This is a genomic window from Shouchella rhizosphaerae (assembly GCF_036700015.1).
Taxonomy (GTDB): Bacteria; Bacillota; Bacilli; order Bacillales; family Bacillaceae_D; genus Shouchella; species Shouchella rhizosphaerae.
The window spans coordinates 1,927,206-1,939,617 of sequence record NZ_CP144921.1 but is presented as its reverse complement, the minus strand read 5'-3'; the positions used below and the strand labels follow the sequence as shown (position 1 = coordinate 1,939,617).

General features: G+C 44.5%; 13 protein-coding genes. All 13 read right to left on the bottom strand.

What is annotated here, in order from left to right; genetic code table 11:
- Positions 1-60: 60 nt before the first annotated feature.
- Complete coding sequence (spoVT, locus tag V5G21_RS09660) at positions 61-600, bottom strand: stage V sporulation protein T (protein ID WP_011244948.1); 540 nt, start codon at positions 598-600, stop codon at positions 61-63.
- 174 nt (positions 601-774) lie between these two features.
- On the bottom strand, positions 775-4,317 hold the full coding sequence (gene mfd, locus V5G21_RS09655) for a transcription-repair coupling factor (RefSeq protein WP_011244947.1): 3,543 nt from the start codon (positions 4,315-4,317) through the stop codon (positions 775-777).
- A 271-nt stretch (positions 4,318-4,588) separates the two neighbouring features.
- Positions 4,589-4,816: an anti-sigma-F factor Fin family protein gene (locus V5G21_RS09650; protein WP_035202169.1), complete on the bottom strand. Its 228-nt coding sequence runs from the start codon at positions 4,814-4,816 to the stop codon at positions 4,589-4,591.
- Positions 4,817-4,975: 159 nt separating this feature from the next.
- On the bottom strand, positions 4,976-5,533 hold the full coding sequence (gene pth / locus V5G21_RS09645) for an aminoacyl-tRNA hydrolase (protein WP_011244945.1): 558 nt from the start codon (positions 5,531-5,533) through the stop codon (positions 4,976-4,978).
- Positions 5,534-5,590: 57 nt separating this feature from the next.
- Positions 5,591-6,247 carry a 50S ribosomal protein L25/general stress protein Ctc gene (locus V5G21_RS09640; protein ID WP_011244944.1) on the bottom strand — a complete coding sequence of 219 codons (657 nt, stop codon included), beginning with the start codon at positions 6,245-6,247 and terminating at the stop codon, positions 5,591-5,593.
- Between the two features lie 119 nt (positions 6,248-6,366).
- Positions 6,367-7,317, bottom strand: a complete 951-nt coding sequence (locus V5G21_RS09635) for a ribose-phosphate diphosphokinase (RefSeq protein ID WP_011244943.1) — start codon at positions 7,315-7,317, stop codon at positions 6,367-6,369.
- A 25-nt stretch (positions 7,318-7,342) separates the two neighbouring features.
- The gene (gene glmU, locus V5G21_RS09630; protein ID WP_035202162.1) at positions 7,343-8,707 is read right to left on the bottom strand and encodes a bifunctional UDP-N-acetylglucosamine diphosphorylase/glucosamine-1-phosphate N-acetyltransferase GlmU; all 1,365 of its coding nucleotides are present in this window, start codon (positions 8,705-8,707) and stop codon (positions 7,343-7,345) included.
- Positions 8,708-9,031: 324 nt separating this feature from the next.
- A complete protein-coding gene (spoVG, locus tag V5G21_RS09625; protein ID WP_011244941.1) occupies positions 9,032-9,328 on the bottom strand; it encodes a septation regulator SpoVG in 297 nt (98 codons plus the stop codon).
- A gap of 154 nt (positions 9,329-9,482) precedes the next feature.
- The gene (locus V5G21_RS09620) at positions 9,483-9,854 is read right to left on the bottom strand and encodes a RidA family protein (protein WP_011244940.1); all 372 of its coding nucleotides are present in this window, start codon (positions 9,852-9,854) and stop codon (positions 9,483-9,485) included.
- A 13-nt stretch (positions 9,855-9,867) separates the two neighbouring features.
- Positions 9,868-10,701: a pur operon repressor gene (gene purR / locus V5G21_RS09615; protein WP_011244939.1), complete on the bottom strand. Its 834-nt coding sequence runs from the start codon at positions 10,699-10,701 to the stop codon at positions 9,868-9,870.
- Between the two features lie 31 nt (positions 10,702-10,732).
- Complete coding sequence (gene ispE, locus V5G21_RS09610; RefSeq protein WP_011244938.1) at positions 10,733-11,626, bottom strand: 4-(cytidine 5'-diphospho)-2-C-methyl-D-erythritol kinase; 894 nt, start codon at positions 11,624-11,626, stop codon at positions 10,733-10,735.
- A gap of 178 nt (positions 11,627-11,804) precedes the next feature.
- Positions 11,805-11,981, bottom strand: coding sequence for a small, acid-soluble spore protein, alpha/beta type (locus V5G21_RS09605; RefSeq protein WP_011244937.1), 177 nt, complete (start codon positions 11,979-11,981; stop codon positions 11,805-11,807).
- A gap of 119 nt (positions 11,982-12,100) precedes the next feature.
- The gene (locus V5G21_RS09600; RefSeq protein ID WP_011244936.1) at positions 12,101-12,364 is read right to left on the bottom strand and encodes a Veg family protein; all 264 of its coding nucleotides are present in this window, start codon (positions 12,362-12,364) and stop codon (positions 12,101-12,103) included.
- Positions 12,365-12,412: the final 48 nt, after the last annotated feature.

The following is a 12,412-nucleotide window of genomic DNA, read 5'->3' as shown; positions in this document are numbered from 1 at the left end:
AATTGATGCAAAGAAAGCACACAAAAAACACCATGTTCTGCCCATGGTGTTTTTGTCGTGCTACTGCTCCATTTGCCTAGCCAAAAAGCCAGCAGCGGTTTCAGCCATTTTTTGTTCAAGATTGCCGTTCAATGGTTCGTTTTTAGAGAAGATTACCACTGTACCAATGGGATCGCCGCCCGCAATAATTGGCGCGACCACATATCCTTGAAAATCGTCTTTGTGATCGCCAACAAGGTTGTATTCTCCAGCATTGGCTTCCAAGTAAGATTTACGTTCTACCATAGCAGACTCAACCGCATCGCCAATTGCCTTATTGGCGAATTCTTTCTTTGGCGCCCCTGCTACAGCAATATACGTATCACGATCCGAGATGAGTACATTTTGATTTAAGCTATCATAAAGGGCTTCCGCATATTCTTTTGCAAAATCGCCAAGCTCGGAAATCGGCGAGTATTTTTTCAAAATCACTTCGCCGTCACGATCAACAAATATTTCCAAAGGATCGCCTTCACGAATCCGCAATGTGCGGCGTATTTCTTTCGGGATGACCACTCTCCCGAGATCGTCAATGCGTCGTACAATTCCTGTTGCTTTCATAAGAAGAGCCTCTCTTTCTGAAGGTGTTTACACAGAATGATGCAAATCAGAAGAATACATTCAATGGGGTGTAAATGTAGTATTCTTCCGTTTCCATGAACTATTCACCAGCGAATGAATTATTTTGTAATCTTTTTTGAAAGGAGGCCCATAAAGCAGAAAATAGGACTAGCCTTACGACGCAGACATCGCTTTCTTTGACTTGTCAGCACGGATCAATGCTTCCAGTAATTCAATGATGTACGCAAGCAATGTTTCATCAGAAAGTTGCTTTGTCTTAATAACTAGTTTAATTTGGTTTCCTTGCGAGCCGATGCTAACGTCACGACCAATTTTTTGGGCAGCATCGACAAGCGTCGCAACATGGATGCGATTGGTTGTTTCCTCTGTCAATAAAATCGTAACGGCGTCTTTGCCTTCTGTAATTTTTTCGACTTTTTCTTGATCGGCAATCAGCTTAATTTTTGTCATTTCAAAAAGATAAGCGACTTGTTTTGGATATTCGCCGAAACGATCAACGAGTTCATCTTGCAGGTCAGCGATTTCTTCTAACGTTTCCACGCCTTTAAAGCGCTTGTACATCTCGATTTTTTGTTTCGCGTCAGGGATATACCGCTCTGGAATGTAGGCGTCAATATTTACATTCAGCTCCGCCTTAAATGGCGGTTCTTTCGGTTTTTCCCCTTTCCGTTCTTCAATGGCTTCTTTCAACATTTGCGAATACAAGTCAAATCCAACAGAGTCGATAAAGCCATGCTGTTGAGACCCTAACAAGTTTCCAGCACCGCGGATCGTTAAATCACGCATCGCAATTTTAAAGCCTGAGCCAAGCTCAGTAAATTCTTTGATGGCCTGCAGGCGCTTTTCAGCCACTTCGGTTAACACTTTGTCAGGCTGGTACGTAAAATACGAGTACGCCACTCGGTTCGAGCGACCAACACGCCCGCGAATTTGATAAAGTTGGGACAAGCCCATCTTGTCGGCGTTGCAAACAATGAGCGTATTCACGTTTGGAATGTCAACGCCTGTTTCGATAATGGTTGTCGTTACGAGCACATCGCTTTCCCCTTCAAGGAAATCCAAAATGATCGATTCCAGTTCACGCTCATTCATTTGCCCATGTGCATAGCTTACTCTTGCATCAGGGACGAGCGTAGAAATTTGCTCCGTCATCCGCTCAATGTCTTCTACACGGTTATAGAGGACATACACTTGGCCACCACGACTTAGTTCACGCTCGATCGCCTCCCGTACAATGGCTGGATTAAACTCAACGACATACGTTTGGACAGGAAAGCGGTTTTCTGGCGGCGTCTCAATCACCGATAAATCACGAACACCGAGCATCGACATATGGAGAGTTCGCGGAATCGGCGTCGCCGTCAACGTTAGCACATCGATATTGGCCTTCATGCGTTTGATTTTCTCTTTATGGGTAACGCCAAAACGCTGTTCTTCATCGACGATCAATAACCCCAAGTCTCTAAACTGTACGTCTTTTGAAAGCAGACGGTGCGTACCGACGACCAAATCTACAGATCCTGCTTTTAAGCCTTTCAGCACTTCCGTTTGCTCTTTTCGCGAACGGAAACGGCTTAAAACGCCAACTGTAATCGGAAAGTCAGAAAACCGGTCTGAAATCGTTTCAAAATGCTGTTGCGCTAAAATAGTTGTCGGTACTAAAATGGCGACTTGCTTGCCGTCCATGATCGCTTTAAAGGCAGCACGAATTGCGACTTCCGTTTTTCCGTACCCAACATCGCCGCACAATAGGCGATCCATTGGCCGTTGCTTTTCCATGTCTTCTTTAATTTCCTTAATGGCCCGTAGCTGGTCTTCCGTTTCCTGGTACGGGAATGAGCTTTCAAATTCAGCTTGTTCCGGTCCGTCAGAAGAAAAGCGGTGGCCAACGCTTGCTTCACGTTCTGCATACAGCTTAATTAAATCATCAGCAATGTCTTCAACCGAAGTTTGGACTTTCTTTTTTACTTTTTTCCAATCGCTTCCTCCGAGGGCATAAATCTTCGGATCTTTTTCTTCTGTTCCGACATATTTCTGCACTTGGTCAATTTGCTCGACAGGCACATAGAGCTTGTCATTGCCCGCATAGCGCAAATTTAAATAATCTTTGTGGACGCCATTGATTTCAAGCGTCTCAACGCCTAAATATTTACCGACACCATGATTCGTATGAACGACCAAGTCGCCGACAGCTAATTCGGAATAGCTTTTAATCCGCTCAGCGTTTGATAGCTTTTGCCGACGCTTAGGACGTTTCGCCCGCTTTGAAAATACTTCCTCTTCAGTAACGACGACAAGTTTCTGTTCGGATAGCTCAAATCCGGTGTGCAAGTGCCCTGTATAAATTTGCACTTTACTTGGAGTCAAATCCGTTATCGCCTCAATCAAATGGGCATCGATTTTTTCGTCTTCTAAGTTTAAAGCAAGCCGATTGGCACGGTCCTCTGTTCCGGCAATGAACAAAACGGTGTAATCGTTAGAAAGCCAGCGATTGACTTCAGAAGTAAGCAAATCCATCTGCCCATGGAAATTTTGCATCGATTTACAGGATAAGTTAATGATTTGCTCTGGCTTCGTTGAAGGTACTTGTTTTTGGAAAAGCGACGTATAAAGAACCGGCTGCGGCGCCTGTTGCAGCCTCGCAAGTGCATCAAGGGACAAGTGCGTACCGTGGACGATGCTCCCTTGTTCAAGCATTGCCGTATGCCATTCCGCCTCTTCTTTTTGCAAGTGTTCCGCCATTTCTTTGACGCGATTCATTTCGTCCACCCAGACAAACGCATCTTCTGGCATATAAGACAATAACGATTGCGGCGTTTCATAATAAAGCGACATGTATTTGTACATGCCTTCAAACGTAGCTGATTGCTTCAGTTGGGCAATTTCAAAAGGAATATGTTCTTGCAATTTATCCCGTGTTTGTTTGCTTGCTACTTTTTTTAGCGTTGCCTCATATTTTTCTTCCAACAACTTCGCCCCGTGGCTATAGTGTGAATGATGGAGCAGCACTTCTTGAGCAGGACCAATTGTGACTTCATCAATCATTCCTTCAGAACGCTGCGTCTCCAATGAAAAGTAGCGCATTGAATCGACTTCTGTATCAAACAGCTCAATTCGCAAAGGATGTTCCTTCGTAAGCGGATACAGATCGACAATGCCTCCGCGCACACTAAATTCCCCAGGTGCTGATACCATATCAGACCTGCGGTAACCCATTGTGACGAAATTTTTTATAAATTCTTCCAAATCACCGATGTCCTCGCCTGTTTTCAAATGGAGCTGGCTGCTTTGCCATAAAGCCTTTGGCGGCAACAAGCGGCGAATGCCAGCTAGCGGAGCGACGACAATGCCCTTAAAGTCTTGTACAAGCGCATTAAGCAAATCCAAGCGCTGCGCTTTCATTTCCGGGCTAGCGACGGCAATTTCGGCTGAGATGAGCTCGTTCACAGGATAAAGATAAACTGTGTCCTCATCTAATAATTCAACAAGATCTTCATATATTTTTTGGGCTTGGTATAAATTATGGGTAACCACGAGTTGGCTTCTTCCTGTTTCCCTGAATAACGCAGCGCTTACAACCGTGCGAGCGGAACCGGTCAGGCCAGTAAGAAGTTGCTCATTCATGTCATTTTCAATACCCTTTGCAACAGCGCGCACTTCTTTTACGCTGCCCACCAATTGCTGCAATCCTAACATCTTTTCTTTCCCCCTGAATTTCTTCTCTTCGCGTATTCATATAAGCGGACAAACAAGTCGAGACGCGTTAAAGAAACCCCGAGCGCCGTACGTATTTTCACAGATACATACTCGACTTTTTAACGATAACTCCTTAAAGGAACTTGCTTATTGCTACTCATTGACAATGCTGAATATGCCAATGCATCTTATGAACGGAAAAATGCTTTGGTTAAAAAGCTGACCAAAGCGTTGGTATTTTTGTTCTTTCTATAAACGAAGCCGCCTCTTTTCAATGGATGAAATACGGGTAACTATACAGCTGAGGATTATCACTCAACGCTGTATAGCAATCTTCACATATGGCCTTCACATGTATATCACCATTCTCGTAGTAAGTCAATAGTTCGTCCTTTTCCATTTCATTCAATTCATGAAAACCTAAGTCAGCTTCGGTTGCGTTTTCAAATACAACACCGATCGTCTGTCCGCAATGGCGGCAGCCATAGTATACAGCCATTTTCACACCTCTTTTTCACACTTGGTTTCCATAGTATGAGCAAAAAAGATGGAAAATATCCGAATTCTAGTAGCTGCCTTTTCCATTGAGCTTCCAACATGGCCCAAGCCATAGGATAGCTCGTTCTTCCCGTCAGAACGACCGGTTACCGTTATCAGATCAATTAAACGTATTCATCACTTCTAGAAAAGGCTTTTCTAGCCACGCCTCAATCGCCTTTGCCGATTTTTCAGCCGCTTCATTCATAAAGGCCAATTCCTCTTTGCGATACGTATCGAGGACATAATGGACGACAGGTTCACCATGGGCCGGCCTGCCTATTCCAACACGAATACGGTTAAAATCCTCTGTTCCTAAATGAGCTATCAATGATTTAATGCCATTGTGGCCACCAGCGCTGCCTTTCTTTCGCAAGCGTATTTTTCCTACAGGCAAGTCGAGATCATCATAAATCACAACAAGCTCGTCGTTGCTGATATTAAAATAATCCATAAACGGACGTACAGCTTCGCCTGATAAATTCATATACGTTAACGGCTTTAAAAGAACAACTTTTTCACTACCGATCCGCTTTTCTCCATAAATGGCTTTAAACTTTTGCTTGTCCAGGGGCAAGTCAAGTTTTTGTGCGCAACGGTCAATAATGTCAAACCCAATATTATGCCGTGTGTGTTCATACTTTTTCCCAGGATTCCCTAGACCCACTACTAACTTCATTTGCTACTCCTTTACGAAAAAGGCATAACTCAGACGAGCCATACCTTTCCTTTACGCTTATTCTACACGACCTGGCCGATCAAGGTTATCGTCATTACGTTCTCCTGTCGCTTCCACTGATTCTGCCGTCGTATTGTCTTCCTCTGTTGCATCTGGGTCTTCAGTAACCGTCGGCGGTGTTACTGTTACAACCGTCTCATCATCTTCATTGACAATCGTAACGGGCACATTGGCACGAATGTCAGAAACAGAAAGGCTGTCGCCAATGTTCAAGTTTGAAATATCAACCGTTATTGATTCCGGAATGTCAGCAGGAAGGCAATGGACCGTTATTTCATAAAGCAAGTGGTTGACGATGCCGCCTTCCTTCGCTCCCGGCGCATCCCCTTCTAAATGGACAGGGACATTCACATCCCGTTCTTCATTCATATCCACTTCAAAAAAATCAACGTGCATATACTGATTGTTAAGAGGATCGATTTGTACTTCTTGAACCATGACATGATGTTTGCCGCCGTTCTCTAATTGAAGGTCAAACAAGCCATTTTGGCCAACATCGCGGAATGTCTTTAAAAAGGCGACAGCTTCTACCGATACAGGTGTGCTTTTAACCTTTTTGCCATATAATACGCCTGGGACATGCCCTTGATTACGGAGTTCTTTTGTTTGGTGTGCTTTTTGGTCTTTGCGTTCACGAGCATTCAATACGGTCATGATCTTTCACCTCTACTGTAAGATTTAACACAACTACTTACATGTGTTCCCTCATAGCTTGGTTTTCAAACAGACATGGATCGTTTTTTCCCGTGACCTTCCGACATCACCAGCTAACCTTAATCAAAAAGCGTTGACACCGACGCGTCTTCATGGACGCGGATAATCGCTTCAGCCATCAAGCCGGCAACAGAAAGTTGCGTAATGTTTTCCCCTCTTTGCTTTTCAGTTAGGGCAATCGTATTGGTTACGACTAGCTCTTTTATTTTAGAATTGCTAATACGTTCGATAGCAGGCCCCGACAAAACAGGATGTGTACAGCACGCGTACACTTCTGTAGCCCCTTGCTCTACTAATGCATTCGCCGCAAGTGTGATCGTTCCTGCTGTATCAATAATATCATCAATAATAATAGCTGTTTTTCCTTCAATATTGCCGACAATATTCATTACTTCTGAAACATTTGGTTTCGGACGGCGCTTGTCAATAATGGCAATTGGCGCTTTTAAGCGGTCTGCCATTTTTCGTGCGCGTACAACACCGCCGTGGTCAGGCGATACAACAACAATATCATCAAGCTTTTTGCTCTCAAAGTAATCAGACAAGAGCGGAACGCCCATTAGCTGGTCAACTGGAATGTCAAAAAACCCTTGGATTTGCGTAGCATGTAAATCAATGGTCAACACACGGGTTGCCCCTGCTGTTTCAAGTAAATTGGCAACGAGTTTGGCTGTAATTGGCTCTCGCGCCCGCGCTTTCCTGTCTTGGCGCGCATAGCCGTAATAAGGGATCACGACATTTATCGTCCGTGCTGAAGCCCGTTTTACTGCGTCAATCATAATGAGGAGCTCCATTAAATGTTCATTAGCTGGAGCCGACGTTGATTGAATCAAATAGACATCACAGCCGCGGATGCTTTCTTCAATGTTAATTTGCACTTCTCCGTCGCTAAAACGCATCACTGAGTTCTTTCCAAGTGAGACGCCGATGTGACGGGCAATCTCTTCAGCCAACCCTTTATTAGAATTGAGCGTAAACACCTTTAAGCTTGGATCGCTGTAATTTGCCATTTCGTTGCTTGACCTCCAGTTGTTCTTAAACATCTTTTTTCACGTAATTGTCCTTATTTACTTGCCTCGACCTTGCAATTGATAGCGCTTGGCTCGGAACATCATCGGTGATTGTTGAACCGGCTGCCACAAATGCACGCTCGCCAATCTCTACAGGCGCAATCAAATTTGAGCCTGAACCGACAAAAGCGCCGTCTTTAATAATCGTCTTATGTTTGTTTTTGCCATCATAATTGACAGTCACGACGCCGCAGCCGACGTTAACATCACTGCCCACTTCCGCATCGCCTACATAAGTAAGATGCGAAACTTTGCTTCCAGTGCCAATGCTTGCCTTTTTTAGCTCGACAAAATTGCCTACACGCACATTTTCTCCAACATCGGAGCCAGGGCGGATATGGGCAAATGGGCCAATCGATGAGCCATCGGCCACCACGCTGTTGCTTATTACCGAACTGCACACGTGAACGCCTCTGCCAAGCGTTGCAGAAGCGATTTCTGTACCTGATTCAATCACACAGTCTTCTCCAATAACGGACGGCCCTTTTATGGACGTATTTGGGTAAAGGACCGTATCTTGGCCAATCGATGCGTCCGCAGAAATATACGTTGTTTGCGGATCAATAATCGTAACGCCTTGGCGCATCCACTCTTCGTTAATGCGCTTGCGCATCGCTGCCTCTGCTTGTGACAGAGCCACACGATCATTCACGCCCATCGTTTCCGAAAGGGAGTCGGTTTGGTAAGCTGAAATGGTTTCGCCTTTTTGCCGTAAAATGCCAATCACGTCAGGCAAATAATATTCCCCTTGGGCATTTTCATTTTTCACTTCTGCAAGCGCTTCAAACAATGCTTCATTGTCAAAACAGTACGTACCTGTATTCACTTCCGCAATCGCTAGCTCATCCACAGAAGCATCTTTATGTTCAACAATTTTCTCTACTTGCCCCTGGTTTCCGCGAATTACACGGCCATAGCCCGTAGGATCTGGAGCATGGGCTGTCAACACTGTTGCTTTAGCTCCGTTTGCTTCATGGGTATCCATTAATTTTTTAATTGTGGCAGCTGTAATCAAAGGGGTGTCACCGCACAGCACAACTGTTGTGCCTTTTTGGCTTGCCAATAGATGCTCAGCACATTTAACAGCATGGCCTGTACCAAGCTGTTCTGGTTGCATCACAAATTCAATTTTTTCAGTTAGTGTTTTTTTTACTTCCTCTGCTCCATGTCCAACAATAACCGCTGTTTTATCAAATTCCAATTCGGAAACTTGATCGACTACATGTTCAACCATCGGTTTGCCACAGACAGGGTGCAGTACTTTATAAAGCTTTGACTTCATACGCGTCCCTTGCCCTGCTGCTAAAATAACCGCAAATCGTCCGCTCATTATGTCCCTCCAGCCAATCCTTTGTCATTAAAACTATACTTTAAAAAATGCGGTATTTCAAGGCATTCCACCGCCTTTACACAGTTTAGGCAGTTCCAGTTGTAAAAAGCCAGCCTACATTTGCCGGCTGGCTTTTTACAACTGGAACATTCATTTTTTGCCACCCTCATTTAGCAAATGGCTAAAAACGAAAACACTTACCATGTTCAGGAAGTTCGACGTTCTCAAACTGTAGACAAACGCTTCGCTTCTATGTTTCGGAAGCATGAAAACAAGCTATTTGCACTTTCAACTTGAGTGGTTTTGCCGACTTTTCCGACAACCTCAAGAAGCTCCTGCTTCCTCATAGTTAGGCGCGTCTTCATATTCGCCGACACGCTCATACTCGTTTATAACGGCAATTTGGATCTTTTCTCTCGTTTTTGAGGAAATAGGATGGGCAATATCTCTAAATTCGCCGTCAGGCGTCCGCTTGCTTGGCATTGCCACAAAAAGCCCGTTGTTGCCATCTATTACGCGGATATCATGAACAACAAACTCATGGTCCATTGTAATCGATGCGATTGCACGCATGCGGCCTTCCGTATGGACACGGCGAAGTCTCACGTCAGTAATTTCCATGTTAGCCACCTCTCTTATTGTTGATCTGTTTAAACAATTCGCGGTAAAAAGAAAATTACCTTCACCTATTTCAAATCTTTTTTGCTAAACTTTTTTACGAACGAAAAAGCACCTTTCCCACTATGAGAAAGGTGCTTTAAACAATCATCCAGTTTTAAACGGTTGCAATGACTTCGACTTCAATTAGTACATCTTTAGGCAGCCGTGCTACTTCCACACACGACCTCGCCGGCTTATGTTCACGGAAATAGCTGCCGTATACTTCATTAATACGGGGGAAATCATTCATATCTTTGATGAAAACGGTCGCCTTTACCACTTTTTCAAGTGATGAACCGGCTTCTTCCAATACCGCTTTTACGTTTGCAAACACTTGATGGGTTTGCTCTTCTACTCCGCCTGTAACTAGTTCCCCAGCAGGCGTAAGTGGAATTTGCCCAGATGAAAAAAATAGATTTCCTACAATCATTCCTTGTGAATATGGGCCGATTGCTGCCGGCGCTTCATTGGTATGCACGACTTTCATAAAGCAGCCTCCTTTAAGACGTTTCTAATTTCGTTAGAATGTTTCCTTCTGTCACATCGATCACTTTTTCACGAACATTGACGTTCGTTAATTTTGTCAAAGACAAATAATCATCAACAAGCCTTTCTGATACTTCCGCCGACTCGACTAATACACCAATGCCGACTAAATCAGCTTCAAACTCTTCGAGCAAGTCGACCATTCCTCGAAGTGTGCCGCCTGCTTTCATAAAGTCATCAACGATGAACACCTTTGACCCTGGTGCCAAGCTTCTCCGTGCGAGTGTCATCGTCTGGATTCGGTCAGAAGATCCAGACGCATAATTGATGCTGACCATTGAACCTTCTGTAATGCGGTGATCCCTTCTTACAATGCTAACGGGGACCCCTAAGTAATGGCCAACCGCATAGGCAAGGGGGATGCCTTTCGTTGCTACTGTCATCACCGCATCAATTTCCTTATCGGCCAGCACCGCTGCAAACAAGCGGCCCACTTTGTGCATTAACTTTGGATTGCCTAACAAGTCCATCATATACAGATAACCGCCTGGCAAAATCCGTTCTTGTTTGTTTAACGCCTGCACCAATTCGCCAATTAATTGCTCTGCTTCTTGTTTGTTCATCTTTGGCATGAACTTTACGCCGCCGCTTGCCCCTGGTATCGTCACTAACGCACCATAGCCTTCTTCTTCAAACATGTCTTTAATAATGACCAAGTCTTCACTAATAGAGGATTTAGCCGCTTGATAACGTTCAGAAAAATGGGTTAGTGATACGATTTCATGGGGATGTTGCAGCAAAAAATGAGTCATATCTACAAGGCGCCCACTGCGCTTCAACTTTTTCATAATCCCTCCGCACTCATAACCGAATATTTATTTATAACATACCATTTTCATCCGTATTTGGACAAGTGCCGCTTGTACGAATCAGCCGCACTGCGTACACTTCATCACAAAAGCCACGAAGGCCGTTATAAATCCGGTTAACCCGCGATTCCTTTTCGACAATGCCGAAAACCGTCGGACCGCTTCCACTCATTAATACACCGTTAGCGCCAAAACGCTTCATTTGCTCTTTAATATGGGCGACCTCTGGATAAAGGCGTAGCGTCACATCTTCGAGCGTATTATGGAGCAACGCACAAATTGATGCTGCGTCTTGGCGCTCAAGTGCCGCGATCATCTCTGCTGTTTTTGCATGCCTTGCCTCGCTTAATTTTAGGCCATTATAAACGTCTGCCGTTGATAGGCCAATGGGCGGCTTTGCCAAAATCACCCATAATGGCGGTGGGGAAGCAATCGGCTTAATTAGCTCTCCTCTGCCTGTCGCTAGCGCCGTGCCGCCGTACACACAAAAAGAAACGTCAGAACCAATCTCAGCGCCTAGTGTCGCCAGTTCATCCACTGAAAGACCAAGCTGCCAAAGCTCATTTAAGCCCTTTAACGTTGCAGCTGCATCACTGCTTCCGCCAGCCAGCCCGGCTGCTACTGGTATCCGTTTCGTAATGTAAATGTGTACGCCCTCTCTAACGTTGTATCGTTTTTTTAATAACGATGCCGCTTGGTAAGCAAAGTTCCGCTCATCACTCGGGACAAACCCTTCAGAAACGTCTATCGATATGCCTCCATCGGCCCGCAGTGATAAGTCTACTCGGTCAGCTAAGTCAACCATTGTCATGATCATTTCAACTTCATGATAACCATCTTCCCGTTTCCTTATCACATCAAGGGACAAATTGATCTTTGCAGGCGCTTTAATTGAATACTTCACATCGTCACCTTCTATACTCGCATATGCTTTCGTTATTTTATCACTTGTCCGTGCAACATACCACCTTTTCTATCCTGCCAGCTTCAGCGGCAAATAATCTCTATACGTAAACCTGTTCAAGTGTGCTTTATTGAATATAAACAGCCTGTTGCGCAGCTGCGCAACAGGCTTCAAACCATTACTGTCCATTTTGCAAGTTTCGTTCGGCAATTTCAATGGCGCGTTTTACCATATTCCCTGCGTCTCTTGTCGTAATGCCACCCCAGCCTTCTCTTTGGACAGTATCATAAAAACCAAGCTCTTTTGCAAGTTCTTCTTTTAAGCGATCTGACATAATGCCTCGTCTTCTCCCCATTTTAAACCCGCTCCTTTGCTTGTTGCTGGTTATAGCCCAGCACCCTTAGTATGAGCAAATGGACAAAAAAAAGACTTTCTTTTTGCTGGAAAGAAAGTCACTGAGGCAAACGCCGATTCTTATATAATTGTTGCTTTTTGGCCATTTTCTCCTGACAAAAACAGTTCAACTGTTTCCGTAAGCACATCTGCATAGCTGTAAGAGACGCGTTCCACCGAGTTTTGGTCTTCATCCAACTTGACAATAAACACGGCAGGATAGGTCTCCTCAATCATGCCTGACTGCTCTGAAGAGCGTCTGCGTCCGCCATTTGCCTTAATGGTAATACGCTTGCCAACATTTTTGTCTAGTGCCCGTTTAATGTCAATTATTGTGTTTGCCATACTCACAACCACCTCGCTCTTCATAGTATATAACACAATTACAAAAAA